This is a genomic window from Pseudomonas frederiksbergensis (assembly GCF_003732705.1).
Taxonomy (GTDB): Bacteria; Pseudomonadota; Gammaproteobacteria; order Pseudomonadales; family Pseudomonadaceae; genus Aquipseudomonas; species Aquipseudomonas frederiksbergensis_F.
The window spans coordinates 276559-293827 of record NZ_MOBR01000004.1 but is presented as its reverse complement, the minus strand read 5'-3'; the positions used below and the strand labels follow the sequence as shown (position 1 = coordinate 293827).

The following is a 17269-nucleotide window of genomic DNA, read 5'->3' as shown; positions in this document are numbered from 1 at the left end:
ATGGCTACCGTTAAAGTTACGCTGATCAAAAGCATGACCGGCCGCATCCCTAACCACAAACTGTGCGTTAAGGGTCTGGGTCTGCGTCGCATCGGTCACACTGTAGAAGTACTTGATACTCCCGAGAATCGCGGGATGATCAACAAGGCTTACTACATGCTGCGTGTCGAGGGTTAATCGATGAAACTCAATGATCTGAGTCCAGCGCCGGGTTCCCGTCGCGAAAAGCATCGTCCGGGCCGTGGTATCGGTAGTGGTTTGGGCAAGACCGGTGGCCGTGGCCACAAAGGTCAGTCCTCCCGCTCCGGTGGCACCATTGCTCCAGGCTTTGAAGGCGGTCAACAGCCGCTGCATCGTCGCCTGCCGAAATTCGGTTTCGTTTCCCTGAAAGCCATGGACCGCGCAGAAGTGCGTTTGTCCGAGCTGGCCAAAGTGGAAGGCGACATCGTCACCGTGCAGTCCCTGAAAGATGCCAACGTGATTAACGTCAACGTACAGCGTGTGAAAATCATGCTGTCCGGCGAAGTTACTCGCGCTGTCACCATCGGAAAGGGAATCGGCGCCACCAAAGGTGCGCGTGCGGCTATCGAAGCAGCTGGCGGCAAGTTCGAGGAATAAATGGCTAAGCAAGGTGCTCTCTCTGCGCTCGGCAAAGGCGGTATGTCTGAACTCTGGGCTCGTCTGCGTTTTCTGTTCCTGGCGATTATCGTCTACCGAATAGGCGCACACATCCCGGTTCCAGGTATCAACCCGGACCGACTCGCGGACCTGTTTCGACAGAATGAGGGGACCATTCTTAGCTTGTTCAACATGTTTTCCGGCGGCGCGCTGGAGCGGATGAGCATCTTTGCACTGGGGATCATGCCGTACATTTCGGCATCGATCATCATGCAACTGATGACCGCCGTCAGCCCGCAGCTGGAACAGTTGAAGAAGGAAGGTGAAGCTGGCCGTCGCAAGATCAGCCAGTACACCCGCTACGGCACTGTCATCCTCGCTCTCGTTCAGGCTATTGGCATGTCCATTGGTCTGGCAGGGCAGGGTGTTGCGTTCACTGGTGACTTTGGCTTCCATTTCGTCGCGGTATCCACTTTTGTGGCTGGTGCGATGTTCATGATGTGGCTGGGTGAGCAGATTACTGAGCGTGGTGTTGGCAACGGTATCTCGATGTTGATTTTTTCGGGTATCGTCGCCGGTCTTCCGAGAGCGATCGGGCAGTCTTTCGAGTCTGCGCGTCAGGGTGATATCAACATTTTCGCCCTGGTTGCCATCGGTTTGCTGGCAGTAGCGATTATCGGTTTCGTGGTGTTCATTGAGCGTGGTCAGCGTCGTATTGCTGTTCACTACGCCAAGCGTCAGCAGGGCCGCAAGGTCTTTGCTGCGCAGACTAGCCACTTGCCGTTGAAGGTGAACATGGCCGGTGTTATTCCGGCCATTTTCGCGAGCAGCATTTTGCTGTTCCCGGCTTCGTTGGGTGCCTGGTTCGGTCAGTCTGAAGGTATGGGCTGGTTGCAGGACATCTCGCAGTCGATCGCTCCTGGTCAGCCGTTGAATATTCTGCTGTTTAGTGCAGGGATTATTTTCTTCTGCTTCTTCTATACGGCGTTGATGTTCAATCCGAAAGACGTAGCGGAAAACCTGAAGAAGTCCGGTGCCTTTATTCCGGGCATCCGTCCAGGCGAGCAGTCTGCGCGCTACATTGATGGCGTTCTGACTCGTTTGACCATGTTCGGTGCTCTTTACATGACGGCCGTGTGCCTGCTGCCCCAGTTTCTGGTGGTTGCGGCAAACGTACCGTTCTACCTTGGCGGGACCTCGTTGCTGATCGTCGTCGTGGTTGTGATGGACTTCATGTCCCAAGTACAATCGCACCTCGTTTCGCACCAGTACGAATCCCTGATGAAGAAAGCCAACCTGAAGGGTTACGGCAGCGGCATGTTGCGCTGAGTACCCATAAGGTTCGAGGAGTTGGTGATGAAAGTTCGTGCATCGGTGAAAAAGCTGTGCCGTAACTGCAAGATTATTCGCCGCGAAGGTGTTGTTCGAGTAATTTGCAGCGCGGAACCGCGTCACAAACAGCGCCAAGGCTGAGTGTGATTGTGCTTCAAGCCCGGCAGCTAGTGCGCTGCCGGGTTGATTATTTGTTATTACAGCGATATTATCTCGCGCCCTATTTCTTGGCTTCCGGGGCGTAGGTAGCTGTCAATTGGAGTCCCACTGAATGGCCCGTATTGCAGGCGTTAACATTCCAGATAACAAGCATACTGTTATCTCGCTGACCTACATCTATGGTGTTGGTCGCACTACTGCACAGAAGATTTGTGCAGTGACTGGGGTAAACCCAGCCGCAAAGATCAAAGATCTGAGCGACGAGCAGATTGAACAGCTGCGTGGCGAAGTGGCGAAGTTCACCACTGAAGGTGACCTGCGTCGCGAAATCAACATGAAAATCAAGCGTTTGATGGACCTCGGTTGCTATCGCGGTCTGCGTCATCGTCGTGGTCTTCCAGTGCGCGGTCAGCGTACCAAGACTAACGCGCGTACCCGTAAAGGTCCGCGTAAGCCGATCCGCAAGTAATCGCCCCAGCGAATCGACAGGAAATTAATCATGGCTAAACCTGCTGCTCGTCCTCGTAAAAAAGTTAAAAAGACAGTGGTTGATGGCATCGCCCACATCCACGCGTCGTTTAACAACACAATCGTGACCATCACCGACCGTCAAGGCAACGCTCTTTCCTGGGCTACCTCCGGTGGTTCGGGTTTCCGCGGTTCCCGCAAGTCCACGCCGTTTGCTGCTCAAGTAGCTGCTGAACGTGCTGGTCAAGCTGCGCTGGAATACGGTCTGAAAAACCTCGACGTTAACGTCAAAGGTCCAGGCCCAGGTCGTGAATCCGCAGTCCGCGCTTTGAACGGCTGTGGCTACAAGATCGCCAGCATCACCGACGTGACGCCAATCCCGCACAACGGGTGCCGTCCGCCGAAGAAGCGCCGCGTGTAATCCAGGAGATTGTAAAGAATGGCTCGTTACATTGGTCCAAAATGCAAACTCGCTCGTCGTGAAGGCACCGATCTCTTTCTGAAGAGCGGCGTGCGCGCGATCGAATCGAAGTGCAACATTGAAGCAGCACCTGGTATCCACGGCCAACGCCGCGGTCGCCAGTCCGATTACGGCACCCAACTGCGTGAAAAGCAGAAGGTCCGTCGTATCTACGGCGTTCTCGAGCGTCAATTCAGCGGCTACTACAAAGAAGCTGCTGGCAAGAAAGGTGCAACTGGCGAAAACCTGTTGCAACTGCTCGAATGCCGTCTGGACAACGTTGTATACCGTATGGGTTTTGGCTCTACTCGTGCCGAATCCCGTCAGCTGGTATCGCACAAATCCGTCAGCGTTAACGGTCAGACCGTAAACGTACCGTCTTACCAGGTTCGTGCTGGTGACGTGGTCGCGATTCGCGAGAAAGCAAAGAACCAACTTCGCATTGTCCAAGCTCTCGATCTGTGTGCCCAACGTGGCCGCGTAGAATGGGTAGAAGTAGACACTGAGAAGAAGTCGGGCGTTTTCAAGAACGTTCCCGCTCGCAGTGATCTGTCCGCCGACATCAACGAAAGCCTGATTGTCGAGCTCTACTCCAAGTAAGGGCTAGAAAATAGGTGCATCCATGCAGATTTCGGTAAATGAGTTCCTGACACCCCGCCATATTGATGTGCAGGTTGTCAGTCCAACCCGCGCCAAGATCACTCTCGAGCCTCTCGAGCGTGGTTTTGGCCACACCCTGGGCAACGCGCTGCGACGCATCCTGTTGTCCTCAATGCCCGGCTGTGCAGTAGTCGAGGCCGAGATTGACGGTGTGCTCCACGAGTACAGCGCCATCGAAGGTGTACAGGAAGACGTAATTGAAATCCTGTTGAACCTTAAAGGTCTGGCTATCAAGCTGCACGGCCGTGACGAAGTTACGCTGACCTTGTCGAAGAAGGGTTCGGGGGTGGTTACCGCTGCCGATATTCAGCTGGATCATGATGTCGAGATCGTTAACCCCGATCACGTAATCGCTAACCTGGCGTCTAACGGCGCCCTGAACATGAAGCTCACCGTAGCTCGTGGTCGTGGTTATGAACCGGCAGACTCGCGTCAGAGCGATGAAGACGAAAGCCGCAGCATTGGTCGCTTGCAGCTTGACTCTTCGTTCAGCCCGGTTCGCCGTATCGCATACGTGGTGGAAAACGCCCGTGTCGAGCAGCGTACTAACCTGGACAAGCTGGTTATTGATCTGGAAACCAACGGTACCCTGGATCCTGAAGAGGCTATCCGCCGCGCTGCAACCATCCTGCAACAGCAGTTGGCTGCGTTCGTCGACCTCAAAGGTGACAGTGAGCCAGTGGTTGTCGAGCAGGAAGACGAGATCGATCCGATCCTGCTTCGCCCGGTTGACGATCTGGAACTGACTGTACGTTCGGCTAACTGCCTTAAGGCGGAAAACATCTACTACATCGGTGACCTGATTCAGCGTACCGAAGTAGAGCTGTTGAAGACTCCGAACCTTGGCAAGAAATCCTTGACTGAAATCAAGGACGTTCTGGCCTCCCGCGGTCTGTCCCTCGGCATGCGCCTCGACAACTGGCCGCCTGCAAGTCTTAAGAAGGACGACAAGGCGACTGCCTGATCGTCGTAATCACCGAACGTTGTGTTTGGTAAGGAATGAACCATGCGTCATCGTAAAAGTGGTCGTCACCTGAGCCGCACTAGCTCGCACCGCAAGGCCATGTTTCAAAACATGGCAGTGTCGCTGTTCGAGCACGAGCTGATCAAAACTACACTGCCGAAAGCTAAAGAACTGCGTCGCGTTGCTGAGCCGCTGATCACTTTGGCCAAGACAGACAGCCTGGCTAACCGCCGTCTGGCTTTCGACCGTACTCGTTCGAAAGCTATCGTTGGTAAGCTCTTCAACGACCTGGGCAAGCGTTACGCTACCCGTGAGGGTGGCTACCTGCGCATCCTCAAGTGCGGCTTCCGCACTGGCGACAACGCGCCTATGGCGTACGTCGAGTTGGTTGATCGTCCAGTTGGCGGTGAAGCAGTATCCGCTGAGTAAGACGTCAGTCTGAAACGAAGAACCGGGCCTAGTGCCCGGTTTTTTGTGCCTGTAAGAAATGCGCTGTTTATACAAGCTTCCCTGCGGTTTCTGCCGTCATGATGCGAACGGGTTTCGTTGGTAGTATTTTTCTATTGATCGCCACAAATTAATGAATTTGTAGCCTTCCTGATCAATGGTCAATACTCCGTCCCACGCCGATTAGCCGGCAGTTCCAAAACTGACAGAGGAAGAAGATCGCATGAGCCAAAACAAAACGCTTACGACCGCCAGTGGCGCTCCTGTCGCCGACAACCAGAATTCCCGTTCCGCCGGTCCTCGCGGCCCGTTGCTGCTCGACGATTTTCATCTGCTCGAGAAGCTTGCCCACTTCAACCGTGAAAACATCCCTGAGCGTCGCGTTCACGCCAAAGGCTCGGGTGCTTACGGCACGTTCACCGTTACCCGTGACATCACTGAGTACACCAGCGCCAAACTGTTCGAATCCGTCGGCAAGCAAACCCCGACGTTCCTGCGGTTCTCCACCGTAGGCGGTGAGCGCGGTTCGGCTGATACCGAGCGCGATCCACGCGGCTTCGCTCTCAAGTTTTATACCGAAGAAGGCAACTGGGACATCGTTGGTAACAACACGCCTGTGTTCTTCATCCGCGATCCGCTGAAATTCCCTGACTTTATCCACACGCAAAAGCGCCTGCCGCAAAGCAACCTGAAAAGCGCACAAATGATGTGGGACTTCTGGTCGCACTCTCCAGAGGCGCTGCACCAGGTCACCATCCTGTTCTCGGACCGCGGCATCCCTGACGGCTACCGTCACATGCACGGCTTCGGCAGCCACACCTACAGCCTGATCAGCGCTACAGGCGAGCGCCACTGGGTGAAATGGCACTACAAAACCCAGCAAGGGATCAAGAACCTTGCGCCGGCAGACGCCGCACGCCTGGCCGGTACCGATCCGGATTACGCCCAGCGCGATCTGTTCGGTGCGATCGAGCGCGGTGATTTCCCGAAATGGCGCGTGTGCATCCAGATCATGACCGAGGCCCAGGCCGCGGAGCACTACGAAAACCCGTTCGACGTGACCAAGACCTGGTCGCAGAAAGAGTTCCCGCTGATCGAAGTCGGTGAGCTGGAGCTCAATCGCAATCCGCAGAACTACTTCGCCGAAGTAGAGCAAGCGGCATTCGGTCCGAGCAACATGGTTCCGGGTGTTGGTCTGTCGCCGGATCGCATGCTGCAAGGTCGTGTGTTCGCCTACGCCGATGCCCACCGCTACCGTATCGGCACCAACCACCAGCAACTGCCGGTGAATGCTCCGCGCAATCAGGTCAATACCTACCAGCGCGACGGTTCCATGGCTTTCGGCAGCAACGGTGGTGCGGCACCTAACTACGAGCCGAACAGCTACGTGGAGTCGCCGAAACAAGCGCCGCGTTACGCCGAGCCTGCATTGGCCTTGAGTGGTGCGGCAGATCGTTACGATCACCGCGAAGACACCGATTACTACAGCCACGCCGGTGCGCTGTTCCGCTTGATGAGGGATGAGCAGAAAACCCTGCTGGTCAACAACATCGCCGGTGCGATGGCCGGGGTTTCCGGTGATGTGGTTGATCGTCAGTTGCAGCATTTCTACAAAGCTGACCCGGCGTACGGAGAAGCAATCGCAAAGGCGTTGGGTGTACAGCTTAACTAAGTCTAAACGATAAGCAGAACCGCCCTCATTTGGGCGGTTTTTGCGTTATTTAAACCACTTTTCTCAGAATATCTTCGCTTTTATCGCGCAAGCGGCGTGACCAAACAGTCGGCTTGGTTCAAACTACAGACTTTCAAGCAGGGAGATGTAGGGCGATGCAAGGCCACCCAGACGTAATCGATTACCTCAACACGTTGCTGACCGGCGAACTGGCGGCGCGTGATCAATATTTCATCCATTCGCGGATGTACGAGGACTGGGGTTTCACCGAGCTCTACGAACGTATCAACCACGAGATGGAAGAGGAAGCAGGGCACGCCGATGCTCTGATGCGCCGCATCCTTATGCTCGAAGGCACGCCGCGCATGCGTCCAGACGACTTGGATGTGGGCACCACAGTGCCTGACATGCTCGCTGCAGACCTGCGATTGGAATACAAGGTCCGTGCCGCACTCTGCAAAGGCATTGAGCTCTGCGAGCAGCACAAGGACTACGTCAGCCGTGAGATCCTGCGTATTCAACTGGCCGACACTGAAGAAGATCACACCTACTGGCTGGAAAAGCAGCTTGGTCTGATCAAGTTGATCGGTCTGGAGAATTACCTGCAATCGCAGTTCTGATTCTGCTTTGTAAGCGCACGGCATGCCGGCGATAGCGTTTTAGAAGTCGCCATCGCAAGCAAGCTTTGCTCCTACAGGCGCAAGACATAAAAAAGCCCCTGTCACCGATAAAGTGACAGGGGCTTTTTCATGGGCCCGATTCAGGCCTTGTCGCGAGCCAGCAGCGGCTTGAGGTAGAAACCAGTGTGGGACTGCTTCATCTCCGACACTTCTTCCGGCGTACCAACAGCAATGATCTGCCCGCCTTTGGAACCGCCTTCCGGTCCAAGATCCACCAACCAGTCGGCAGTCTTGATCACGTCCAGGTTGTGCTCGATCACCACCACTGTGTTGCCGTGGTCACGCAGGCGATGCAGCACGTCGAGCAATTGCTGGATATCCGCGAAGTGCAGGCCGGTAGTCGGCTCATCGAGGATATACAGGGTCTTGCCGGTATCGCGCTTGGACAGCTCGCGGGACAGTTTCACTCGCTGGGCTTCGCCGCCGGACAGCGTCGTCGCCGATTGACCCAGCTTGATGTACGACAAGCCGACATCCATCAACGTTTGGAGCTTGCGCGCCAGCGCCGGCACCGCGTCGAAGAACACCCGCGCTTCCTCGATCGTCATCTCGAGGGTTTCGTGGATGTTCTTGCCCTTGTACTTGATCTCAAGGGTTTCGCGGTTGTAGCGCTTGCTCTTGCAGACGTCGCACGGGACATAGATGTCCGGCAGGAAGTGCATTTCCACCTTGATCAGGCCATCGCCCTGACAGGCTTCGCAGCGCCCGCCCTTCACGTTGAAGGAGAAGCGCCCCGGGCCGTAGCCACGGGAGCGGGACTCAGGCACGCCAGCGAACAATTCACGAATCGGCGTGAACAGCCCGGTGTAAGTCGCCGGGTTGGAGCGAGGCGTCCGACCGATCGGGCTCTGGTCGATGTCCACAACCTTGTCCAGATGCTCCAGGCCCTTGATGCTGTCGTGAGCGGCCGCTTCAAGGGTCGTGGCGCCGTTGAGTGCCGTGGCGCTCAACGGGAACAGGGTGTTGTTGATCAGCGTCGATTTGCCTGAACCGGACACGCCAGTCACACAGGTCAGCAGACCCAGCGGAATTTCCAGATCGACATTGCGCAAGTTGTTGCCACGGGCGCCCTTGAGCGACAAGGTCATCTTCTTGTTGCGCGGTGTACGTTTGGCCGGCACGGCAATCTTCACCCGGCCTGACAGGTACTTGCCGGTCAACGAATCCGGGTGAGCCATGACTTCGGCTGGGGTGCCTTCAGCAACAATGTGGCCGCCATGCACGCCGGCCCCCGGGCCGATGTCCACCACATAGTCCGCCAGACGAATCGCATCTTCGTCGTGCTCGACCACAATCACCGTGTTGCCGATGTCCCGCAGGTGCTTGAGGGTGCCGAGCAAACGATCGTTGTCCCGCTGGTGCAAGCCAATCGACGGTTCATCGAGGATGTACAGAACCCCCACCAAACCGGCGCCGATCTGACTGGCCAAGCGAATTCGCTGAGCCTCACCGCCAGACAAGGTGTCGGCACTGCGATCCAGCGACAGATAATCGAGACCCACGTTAACCAGGAACTGCAGGCGCTCGCGGATTTCCTTGAGAATCTTGTCGGCAATTTCGCCACGGCGGCCGGTAAGTTTCAGCACGCCGAAATATTCGCAAGCATCGCCAATCGGCAGATTGGTCACCGCCGGCAAGGTCTTCTCGCCAACCCACACGTGCCGCGCCTCTCGGCGCAGACGCGTGCCACGGCAATCCGGGCAAGGCTGGGTGCTGAGGAACTTGGCCAGTTCTTCACGGACCGAGGCGGACTCGGTTTCGCGGTAGCGGCGTTCCAGGTTCGGCACGATGCCTTCGAACGGATGCGAACGCTTGACGATGTCGCCACGGTCGTTCAGGTATTTGAAGTCAACGTTCTGCGAACCGCTGCCGTGCAGGATGAATTTCTGCTGATCGGCCGGCAGGTCGTTAAACGGCACTTCGAGGCTGAACTTGTAATGGGACGCCAGCGAACCCAGCATCTGGAAGTAATAGACGTTACGCCTGTCCCAGCCGCGAATCGCGCCTTCGGCCAGGGTCAGTTCGCCATTCACCAGGCGTTTGATGTCGAAGAACTGCTTAACGCCCAGGCCATCGCACGTCGGGCAGGCGCCCGCCGGGTTGTTGAAGGAAAACAGCTTGGGTTCCAGCTCGCTGATCGCGTGACCGCAAATCGGGCAGGCGAAGCGGGCGGAGAAGATGATCTCTTCGCCGGGCTCGTCGTCCATCGGTGCTACCAGCGCAATGCCGTCCGCCAGTTTCAGCGCAGTCTCGAAGGATTCGGCCAGACGCTGTTGAAGATCGGCGCGGACCTTGAAGCGGTCGACCACGACATCAATCGAATGCTTCTTCTGTTTATCCAGTTTCGGCAACTCGTCCAGCTCGCAGAGCCGGCCGTTGACCCGGGCGCGTACAAAACCCTGGGCGCGCAGTTCTTCGAAAACCGACAGATGCTCGCCTTTGCGCTCGCGAATCACCGGGGCCAGCAGCATCAATTTGCTGCCTTCCGGTTGCGCGAGAACCAGGTCGACCATCTGGCTGACGGTCTGGGCTTCCAGCGGAATGTCGTGATCCGGGCAGCGCGGAATACCGACGCGGGCGTACAGCAGGCGCAGGTAGTCGTAGATTTCGGTGATGGTGCCGACGGTCGAACGCGGGTTGTGCGAGGTCGACTTCTGTTCGATGGAGATCGCCGGCGACAGGCCTTCGATGGTGTCGACGTCAGGCTTTTCCATCATCGACAGGAACTGCCGGGCGTAGGCCGACAGCGATTCGACGTAGCGGCGCTGGCCTTCGGCGTACAGCGTGTCGAACGCCAGGGACGACTTGCCGGATCCGGACAGGCCGGTGATGACGATCAGTTTGTCCCGTGGCAGGGTCAGGTCGATGTTCTTCAGGTTGTGGGTTCGGGCCCCACGAATCAGGATCTTGTCCAAAGTGGCCTCGCTCGGCGGGCGTCGAAAACGTAGGAGTATACGGCCAAATACTGGATGGATGCACACTATCAAATGCAGGGCGCGCAGGCTTACATGAAGACTGCGTCATCTATGCGCGTCATAGCGTCGCGATATACCCCGTCAATCGATGGGACTGGTAGAATCGCCGCCGGTTCACATGAGGTTTTTCCATGCACGATCCCCACAGCGAACGCATGAGTGGCAGTGAGACCCGCGCAGCCAGCGGTCTGGCCCTGGTGTTCGCCTTCCGTATGCTTGGCATGTTCATGGTGTTGCCGGTACTGGCGACCTATGGCATGGATCTGGCGGGAGCGACCCCGGCCCTCATCGGGCTGGCGATTGGCGCTTACGGCCTGACCCAGGCGCTGTTCCAGATTCCGTTCGGCTTCATTTCCGATCGCATCGGCCGGCGCCCGGTGATTTATCTGGGGCTGATCGTTTTCGCCCTGGGCAGCGTGCTGGCAGCCAATGCCGATTCGATATGGGGCGTCATTGCCGGTCGCGTCCTGCAAGGCGCCGGGGCGATTTCCGCGGCGGTCATGGCCTTGCTTTCAGATCTGACCCGCGAGCAGCACCGGACCAAAGCCATGGCCATGATCGGCATGACGATCGGTCTGTCGTTTGCTATCGCCATGGTGGTCGGGCCGTTGCTGACCCGCGCGTTCGGGCTGTCCGGGCTGTTCCTCGCCACCGGCGGCATGGCGTTGTTCGGTATCGTGATCGTGATGTTCATGGTGCCGCGCGCCACGGGTCCGTTGCAGCATCGCGAGTCCGGTATGGCGCGCCAGGCGCTGATCCCGACCCTCAAGCACCCGGACCTGCTACGCCTGGACCTGGGCATTTTTGTGTTACATGCAATGTTGATGTCGAGCTTCGTTGCACTGCCCCTGGCCCTGGTGGAAAAAGCCGGGCTGCCCAAAGAGCAGCACTGGTGGGTCTACCTGACTGCGTTGCTGATCTCCTTCTTCGCCATGATCCCGTTCATCATTTACGGCGAGAAGAAACGCAAAATGAAACGAGTTTTATTGGGCGCCGTCGCGACGCTGATGCTCACTGAGCTATTCTTCTGGCAGTTCGGCGACAGCTTGCGGGCTCTGGTGATCGGGACGGTGGTGTTCTTTACCGCGTTCAACTTGCTGGAAGCTTCCTTGCCTTCGCTGATCAGTAAGGTTTCACCGGCGGGCGGCAAAGGCACGGCGATGGGGGTTTATTCCACCAGCCAGTTCCTTGGTTCGGCGCTGGGCGGGATCCTCGGCGGCTGGATGTTCCAGCATGGCGGTTTGTCGGTTGTCTTCCTCGGATGCGCCGGCCTGGCTGCCCTCTGGCTGGCCTTTGCTGTTACCATGCGCGAACCACCTTATGTCACGAGCCTGCGCTTGCCGTTGTCGCCCGAGGCGATCCGCGAAGCGGGTCTGGTTGAGCGCCTGAAGGCCGTCGTAGGGGTAACAGATGCAGTGGTCGTCGCAGACGAAGCGGCGATTTACATCAAATTGGACACAGAACTATTGGATCGCACGACCCTTGAGCGCCTGGTGAACAACCCGGCCGAGGCAGCGTGCGTAGCCTAGGAGAACGTTATGGCCCGTGGGGTTAACAAAGTCATATTGGTCGGCACTTGCGGCCAGGATCCCGAAGTTCGCTACTTGCCTAACGGTAACGCCGTGACCAACCTGAGTCTGGCGACCAGCGAACAGTGGACCGACAAGCAAACCGGTCAGAAGGTCGAGAAGACCGAATGGCACCGTGTGTCGATGTTCGGCAAGGTTGCCGAAATCGCCGGCGAATACCTGCGTAAAGGTTCGCAGGTCTACATCGAAGGCAAGCTGCAAACCCGCGAGTGGGAAAAAGACGGTATCAAGCGTTACACCACTGAAATCGTGGTCGACATGCAAGGCACCATGCAATTGCTGGGCGGCCGTCCACAGCAGGGCGACCAACAAGGCGGGGGCAATAACTACCAGCAGTCCGCTCCAGCCCCACGCCAGCAGCAGGCTCCGCGCCCGCAGCAGTCGTCGGCACCGCAGCAGTCGCGCCAGGCTCCGCCTCCACAGCAGGCAGCGCCACAGCCGGCTCCGGATTTCGACAGCTTTGATGACGATATCCCGTTCTGATCCGCAGCTTTTTCAGAACCGTAAACAAAAAAGCGAAGCCATCTGGCTTCGCTTTTTTGTGGGCGCTGTTTAACGGGCTGAAGCGGTCACATTGGCCCGTGCCGTGTGCAGCTTCTTGTAGCTGTCGATCAACCGCAGGTGCCGGTCGAGCCCCTCCAGTTTCATGCTGGTCGGCGTCAAGCCGTGGAAGCGCACGCTGCCGTCCACCGAGCCGATCGCTGCTTCCGTGCGCTCGTTGCCAAACATCCGTCGGAAATTGGCCTCGTAGTCTTCCAGTTCCAGGTCTTCGTCCAGTTTCATCTCCAGCACCACATTGACCGCCTGGTAGAACAAACCACGTTCCACCGTGTTGTCGTTGTACTGCAGGAACATTTCCACCGCTTCTTTCGCCTCTTCATATTGCTGCAGGGCGAGATAGATCAGCAGCTTCAACTCCAGGATCGTCAGCTGACCCCACGCCGTGTTGTCGTCAAATTCGATGCCGATCAACGAGGTGATGTCGGTGTAGTCGTCCAGCTCGCTTTCCACCAGGCGCTCAACCAGCGCTTGCAGTTCGTCTTCGTCCAGGCGATGCAGGTTGAGGATGTCGGCGCGGAAGAACAGTGCCTTGTTGGTGTTGTCCCAGATCAGATCGTCGGCGGGATAGATTTCCGAGTAGTCCGGCACCAGGATGCGGCACGCCGTTGCGCCGATGTGCTCGTAGACCGCCATGTACGATTCTTTGCCCATGCCTTTGAGAATGCCGAACAAGGTCGCGGCTTCCTCGGCGTTCGAGTTTTCACCCTGGCCGGAGAAGTCCCACTCCACGAATTCGTAATCCGACTTGGCGCTGAAGAAGCGCCACGACACCACGCCGCTGGAGTCGATAAAGTGCTCGACGAAGTTGTTCGGCTCGGTCACCGCATGACCTTCAAAGGTCGGCTGCGGCAGGTCGTTGAGGCCTTCGAAGCTGCGGCCCTGCAACAATTCGGTGAGGCTGCGTTCCAGCGCCACTTCCAGACTCGGGTGTGCGCCGAACGAGGCGAACACACCGCCAGTGCGCGGGTTCATCAACGTGACGCACATCACCGGGAACTCACCGCCCAGGGACGCATCCTTCACCAATACGGGGAAGCCTTGTTCTTCCAGCGCCTGGATCCCGGCCAGGATCCCTGGGTATTTCGCCAGCACCTCGGCCGGCACATCTGGCAGGGCGAATTCGCCTTCGATGATTTCGCGTTTGACCGCGCGCTCGAAGATCTCCGACAGGCACTGCACCTGAGCTTCGGCCAGCGTATTACCGGCACTCATGCCGTTGCTCAGGAACAGGTTTTCGATCAGGTTGGACGGGAAATACACCACCTCGCCGTCGGACTGGCGCACATACGGCAGCGAGCAGATGCCGCGCTCTTCGTTGCCCGAGTTGGTGTCGATCAGATGGGAACCACGCAGCTCGCCGTCGCGGTTGTAAATCTTCAGGCAGTACTCGTCGAGAATTTCAGTTGGCAGCGCGTTTTTGCGGCCAGGCTTGAACCAGCGTTCGTCCGGGTAATGCACAAACGGCGCGTTGGCGATGTCTTCGCCCCAGAACTGGTCGTTGTAGAAGAAGTTGCAGTTCAGGCGCTCGATAAACTCGCCCAGTGCCGATGCCAACGCGCCTTCTTTGGTCGCGCCCTTGCCGTTGGTGAAACACATCGGCGAGTGCGCATCGCGGATGTGCAGCGACCACACGTTGGGTACGATATTGCGCCACGAAGCGATTTCAATCTTCATGCCCAAGTCAGCCAGAATGGCTGACATGTTGGCGATGGTCTGCTCCAGCGGCAGGTCCTTGCCGGCGATAAAGGTGCTCGCCTCTGAACTGGACGCCGGCATCAACAACGCCTGGGCGTCGGCGTCGAGGTTATCGACTTCCCCGATCACAAACTCAGGCCCGGCTTGCACCACTTTTTTCACGGTGCAGCGGTCGATGGAGCGCAGGATGCCCTGGCGGTCCTTGTCGGAGATATCCGCCGGCAACTCGACCTGAATCTTGAAAATCTGGTTGTAGCGGTTTTCCGGATCAACAATGTTGTTCTGCGACAGGCGGATGTTTTCGGTGGGAATACTGCGAGTGTCGCAGTACAACTTCACGAAATAAGCCGCACACAACGCCGACGAAGCCAGGAAATAATCGAACGGACCCGGTGCCGAACCATCGCCCTTGTAGCGGATAGGTTGATCGGCCACCACCGTGAAGTCGTCGAACTTGGCTTCAAGTCGAAGGTTGTCGAGAAAGTTGACCTTGATTTCCATGGGGGATTACCAGCATAACGGCAGACGAATTGGCCGCCATTATCCGGCTTTTCAGACGTATGTCTTGTCGTTGTCGGGTCCAGAACCTGTTTCACCCGAAAGCCCGATGCACGGCACCGGGCGTTTTTATAAGTGAAGTACCGATCAATCGAGGATCAGGTGCGGCAAAAACCGGCTTGAATCCTTGGTGATCAAGCTGTTGTCTTCCCGTACGCCGATGCCGGCGGCTTGGTCGCCAATCACCCACGAGCCCACCAGCGTGAAGCTGTCGCCAAACCGGGGCAACGGGGCAAACTCTTGAAGGATAAACGGCGCATCCGTGTAGGGCCCGTCCTCTTTCACGATCAGACCATCGGCGGTTTGCAGCTCGATGTTGGCGCCTTCCCGGGAGAAGTAGGGTTTGCGTACCCAACCTTTTGGCACGGCTTTATTCGGGTCGGTATCCACGTGCGCCGCGAGCAGGTTCGGGTGACCTTTGTTGAACTCCCACAGCAACGGCAGGATGCCCTTGTTGGAGATGATCGATTTCCAGGCGGGTTCGAAAAACTGCGTATCGCTCTGAGCGATCGCGGCACCAAACGGTTCGTGGAAGATGAATTCCCAGGCGTGCAGCTTGAACAGGTGCGGGATCCAGCGATCTTCCAGATCGACGAAACGTCCGTCACTGGTCAGGCCAATGTCTTCGAGATCGATGTGGCGGGATTCGATACCGACCTTTTCTGCGATCAGGCGCAAGTAATCGGTGGTGCCTTTGTCTTCGACCGAGTCTTTCATCGAGGCGAAGTAGAACGGCTTCGTCAGCTGCAACTGAGCAAAAGCCTGATGCAGCTTGGTGTCGATGCTGTTGAACTGGTCGGCGTGCTTGGGCAGCAGACCGCGTTCGATGCATTGTTCCAGCCAGCCCCACTGAAACGCCGCCGCTTCATACAGACTGGTCGGCGTGTCGTAGTTGAGTTCCAGCAACTTGGCCGGCCCCGTGCCGTTGTAGGAGAAATCCATGCGCCCGTACAAATGCGGGTGGCCTTCGAGCCATGAAGTGCGAACCAGGTCGAAGAACGGCGCGGGAATGCTCAAGCGCTCCAGCAATTCCTCGCTCTGCACCACGCGGGCCACCAGGTCCATGCACATGTCATGCAGCTCGGTGGTCGGGTCTTCCAGATCGTTCTCGATCTGCTTGAGCGTGAACTGGTAATACGCGCTCTCGTCCCAATAGGGTTCGTCGTCGATGGTGTGGAACATAAAGCCGAGGCTTTCGGCAGTCTGTTTCCAGTCATGACGCTCGGCGCAGAGGATTTTCTTCATGGCCCTGCTCCTTAACTGCTCGAGCCGCCAGAACTCTTGCTCGATCCGCCCCAGCCACTGCGTGCACTGGCCTGGCTGCCGAAGCCGCCGCGAGAGGTGGCCGAGGCAACCGTCGCCGCCTTGCTGCGGGTGATGGTGTCGCTGTAGTTGCTGCTGCCGTAGCGCGCCTGATTGGACCGGTTAAAGGTCGAGCCGGTCGAGACCCGCTGGGCGAGCGTTGAGTTCGAGTAACCGCCGCGATCATCACGGTAGCGATACACCGGCTCGGAGTAGTAGCTGTTGCGGTTGCTGCTCAGCATGTTGCCGATCAGCAAACCGGTCAGCAGGCTGCTGCCGGAGAAGCCCGAACCGGCCGCGCTCGCTTCCGAGGCTGGCAATTGAGCCTTCGCGGCGTCCACTTGGGATTGCGTCACTTCGCCTTCGGCGTTCAGTTCGAAACCGCCGAGCTTGGGGATGAACTTGCCGGCGGAATCCTGCTGGCACCAGTCGGGGACAAAGTCAGCGTCGCAGTCGGCCTGGTTGTCGTACACCGGCGCAATGCGGCGATGTTCGGCCATGGCCTTCATGTAGGCGTCGGAGCAGACGTCTACCGGCAGCTTCTCATCGGCACACTGCTGAACGGACTGGAAGTTGTATTTCTTCTGCACCGGGTAGGTTTTTTCCGTCGGCCCGCAGCCTGAGATCGCCATGGCGACCGACGCGGCCAGCGAGAGCTGAACGTACTTGCTTCGTTTCATCACAATCTCCGTGTCGCGCTCAGTTCTGGGAAGGGGTCATGCACGCGGCGTTGAGCATGCCGACGCTGATGGCCACGGCTGCCACATAGATGCCGGCAGCGATTTCACCATTGCGGATGCGCTCGGACGTGCCCTTGAGCACCAGGCTGGTCATCAGGAATGCCAGCAACTGGACGAAGGCTGCAATCACGGCCCAGACCACGAAGTCGAGGATGTTGATCGAATAGGCAATCACATTACTCGCGGGAATGGCGAAACCGATGATCGCGCCACCCAGGGCAATCGCCGCCGCGACGTTGCCGGAGCGAATCAGTTCGAACTCCTTGTGCGGCGTAATGCGGGTGTAGATGAACTGGAACAGCGCGAACAACACGGCGGCGCCGAGGATGTACGAAACAAACCCGAGGACGGCGGCCTTGTTCAAGGAAATGGAGAGCGCTTCAAGCATG

Annotated in this window: 18 protein-coding genes; 13 read left to right on the top strand and 5 right to left on the bottom strand. The window is 57.6% G+C overall.

The window, feature by feature from the left end; all coding sequences use genetic code 11:
• The 11 genes from rpmD to bfr all read left to right on the top strand — a co-directional run bounded on the left by rpmD (position 1) and on the right by bfr (position 7400).
• Positions 1-177, top strand: coding sequence for a 50S ribosomal protein L30 (gene rpmD / locus BK667_RS03570; protein ID WP_003186033.1), 177 nt, complete (start codon positions 1-3; stop codon positions 175-177).
• Positions 178-180: 3 nt separating this feature from the next.
• Positions 181-618, top strand: a complete 438-nt coding sequence (gene rplO, locus BK667_RS03565; protein WP_007896782.1) for a 50S ribosomal protein L15 — start codon at positions 181-183, stop codon at positions 616-618.
• Positions 619-1947, top strand: coding sequence for a preprotein translocase subunit SecY (secY, locus tag BK667_RS03560; RefSeq protein WP_077574735.1), 1329 nt, complete (start codon positions 619-621; stop codon positions 1945-1947). It abuts the gene before it with no gap.
• A 27-nt stretch (positions 1948-1974) separates the two neighbouring features.
• Positions 1975-2091: a 50S ribosomal protein L36 gene (gene rpmJ / locus BK667_RS03555; protein WP_002555468.1), complete on the top strand. Its 117-nt coding sequence runs from the start codon at positions 1975-1977 to the stop codon at positions 2089-2091.
• Between the two features lie 130 nt (positions 2092-2221).
• Positions 2222-2578, top strand: coding sequence for a 30S ribosomal protein S13 (gene rpsM / locus BK667_RS03550; protein WP_003186020.1), 357 nt, complete (start codon positions 2222-2224; stop codon positions 2576-2578).
• 30 nt (positions 2579-2608) lie between these two features.
• Positions 2609-2998: a 30S ribosomal protein S11 gene (rpsK, locus tag BK667_RS03545; RefSeq protein ID WP_002555466.1), complete on the top strand. Its 390-nt coding sequence runs from the start codon at positions 2609-2611 to the stop codon at positions 2996-2998.
• A gap of 18 nt (positions 2999-3016) precedes the next feature.
• Positions 3017-3637 carry a 30S ribosomal protein S4 gene (gene rpsD, locus BK667_RS03540; protein ID WP_003210056.1) on the top strand — a complete coding sequence of 207 codons (621 nt, stop codon included), beginning with the start codon at positions 3017-3019 and terminating at the stop codon, positions 3635-3637.
• A 22-nt stretch (positions 3638-3659) separates the two neighbouring features.
• Positions 3660-4661, top strand: a complete 1002-nt coding sequence (locus BK667_RS03535) for a DNA-directed RNA polymerase subunit alpha (RefSeq protein WP_003186012.1) — start codon at positions 3660-3662, stop codon at positions 4659-4661.
• 42 nt (positions 4662-4703) lie between these two features.
• Positions 4704-5090: a 50S ribosomal protein L17 gene (gene rplQ / locus BK667_RS03530; protein ID WP_007896790.1), complete on the top strand. Its 387-nt coding sequence runs from the start codon at positions 4704-4706 to the stop codon at positions 5088-5090.
• A gap of 241 nt (positions 5091-5331) precedes the next feature.
• Positions 5332-6780, top strand: a complete 1449-nt coding sequence (locus BK667_RS03525) for a catalase (RefSeq protein WP_123596815.1) — start codon at positions 5332-5334, stop codon at positions 6778-6780.
• A gap of 155 nt (positions 6781-6935) precedes the next feature.
• Positions 6936-7400: a bacterioferritin gene (bfr, locus tag BK667_RS03520; protein WP_123596814.1), complete on the top strand. Its 465-nt coding sequence runs from the start codon at positions 6936-6938 to the stop codon at positions 7398-7400.
• Positions 7401-7540: 140 nt separating this feature from the next.
• Here the strand turns inward: bfr and uvrA are convergent, their stop codons facing one another.
• Positions 7541-10375 (bottom strand): excinuclease ABC subunit UvrA, encoded by a 2835-nt coding sequence (gene uvrA, locus BK667_RS03515; protein WP_123509954.1) that lies wholly within the window; start codon positions 10373-10375, stop codon positions 7541-7543.
• Between the two features lie 191 nt (positions 10376-10566).
• Between uvrA and BK667_RS03510 the strand changes: the two genes are divergently transcribed.
• Together BK667_RS03510 and BK667_RS03505 are read left to right on the top strand one after the other, a co-directional pair.
• Entirely contained in the window at positions 10567-11964 is a 1398-nt protein-coding gene (locus BK667_RS03510) for an MFS transporter (protein ID WP_123596813.1), read from the top strand.
• A 9-nt stretch (positions 11965-11973) separates the two neighbouring features.
• Positions 11974-12507 carry a single-stranded DNA-binding protein gene (locus BK667_RS03505; RefSeq protein ID WP_123596812.1) on the top strand — a complete coding sequence of 178 codons (534 nt, stop codon included), beginning with the start codon at positions 11974-11976 and terminating at the stop codon, positions 12505-12507.
• Between the two features lie 69 nt (positions 12508-12576).
• On the opposite strand, the gene BK667_RS03500 is transcribed toward BK667_RS03505, so the two are convergent.
• The 4 genes from BK667_RS03500 to BK667_RS03485 form a co-directional block, all read right to left on the bottom strand.
• Positions 12577-14781, bottom strand: coding sequence for an OsmC domain/YcaO domain-containing protein (locus tag BK667_RS03500; RefSeq protein ID WP_123596811.1), 2205 nt, complete (start codon positions 14779-14781; stop codon positions 12577-12579).
• 144 nt (positions 14782-14925) lie between these two features.
• The gene (locus tag BK667_RS03495) at positions 14926-16083 is read right to left on the bottom strand and encodes a glutathionylspermidine synthase family protein (protein WP_123509950.1); all 1158 of its coding nucleotides are present in this window, start codon (positions 16081-16083) and stop codon (positions 14926-14928) included.
• 11 nt (positions 16084-16094) lie between these two features.
• The gene (locus BK667_RS03490) at positions 16095-16820 is read right to left on the bottom strand and encodes a DUF1190 domain-containing protein (RefSeq protein WP_123509949.1); all 726 of its coding nucleotides are present in this window, start codon (positions 16818-16820) and stop codon (positions 16095-16097) included.
• A 19-nt stretch (positions 16821-16839) separates the two neighbouring features.
• Positions 16840-17268 (bottom strand): DUF350 domain-containing protein, encoded by a 429-nt coding sequence (locus BK667_RS03485; protein WP_123509948.1) that lies wholly within the window; start codon positions 17266-17268, stop codon positions 16840-16842.
• Position 17269: the final 1 nt, after the last annotated feature.

Excerpts from the sequence above, each read along its gene's own strand:
- rpmD (WP_003186033.1), top strand. The coding sequence starts at position 1 with ATGGCTACCGTTAAAGTTACGCTGATCAAAAGCATGACCGGCCGCATC.
- rplO (WP_007896782.1), top strand. The coding sequence starts at position 181 with ATGAAACTCAATGATCTGAGTCCAGCGCCGGGTTCCCGTCGCGAAAAG.
- secY (WP_077574735.1), top strand. The coding sequence starts at position 619 with ATGGCTAAGCAAGGTGCTCTCTCTGCGCTCGGCAAAGGCGGTATGTCT.
- rpmJ (WP_002555468.1), top strand. The coding sequence starts at position 1,975 with ATGAAAGTTCGTGCATCGGTGAAAAAGCTGTGCCGTAACTGCAAGATT.
- rpsM (WP_003186020.1), top strand. The coding sequence starts at position 2,222 with ATGGCCCGTATTGCAGGCGTTAACATTCCAGATAACAAGCATACTGTT.
- rpsK (WP_002555466.1), top strand. The coding sequence starts at position 2,609 with ATGGCTAAACCTGCTGCTCGTCCTCGTAAAAAAGTTAAAAAGACAGTG.
- rpsD (WP_003210056.1), top strand. The coding sequence starts at position 3,017 with ATGGCTCGTTACATTGGTCCAAAATGCAAACTCGCTCGTCGTGAAGGC.
- BK667_RS03535 (WP_003186012.1), top strand. The coding sequence starts at position 3,660 with ATGCAGATTTCGGTAAATGAGTTCCTGACACCCCGCCATATTGATGTG.
- rplQ (WP_007896790.1), top strand. The coding sequence starts at position 4,704 with ATGCGTCATCGTAAAAGTGGTCGTCACCTGAGCCGCACTAGCTCGCAC.
- BK667_RS03525 (WP_123596815.1), top strand. The coding sequence starts at position 5,332 with ATGAGCCAAAACAAAACGCTTACGACCGCCAGTGGCGCTCCTGTCGCC.
- bfr (WP_123596814.1), top strand. The coding sequence starts at position 6,936 with ATGCAAGGCCACCCAGACGTAATCGATTACCTCAACACGTTGCTGACC.
- BK667_RS03510 (WP_123596813.1), top strand. The coding sequence starts at position 10,567 with ATGCACGATCCCCACAGCGAACGCATGAGTGGCAGTGAGACCCGCGCA.
- BK667_RS03505 (WP_123596812.1), top strand. The coding sequence starts at position 11,974 with ATGGCCCGTGGGGTTAACAAAGTCATATTGGTCGGCACTTGCGGCCAG.
- BK667_RS03500 (WP_123596811.1), bottom strand. The coding sequence starts at position 14,781 with ATGGAAATCAAGGTCAACTTTCTCGACAACCTTCGACTTGAAGCCAAG.
- BK667_RS03495 (WP_123509950.1), bottom strand. The coding sequence starts at position 16,083 with ATGAAGAAAATCCTCTGCGCCGAGCGTCATGACTGGAAACAGACTGCC.
- BK667_RS03490 (WP_123509949.1), bottom strand. The coding sequence starts at position 16,820 with ATGAAACGAAGCAAGTACGTTCAGCTCTCGCTGGCCGCGTCGGTCGCC.
- BK667_RS03485 (WP_123509948.1), bottom strand. The coding sequence starts at position 17,268 with ATGCTTGAAGCGCTCTCCATTTCCTTGAACAAGGCCGCCGTCCTCGGG.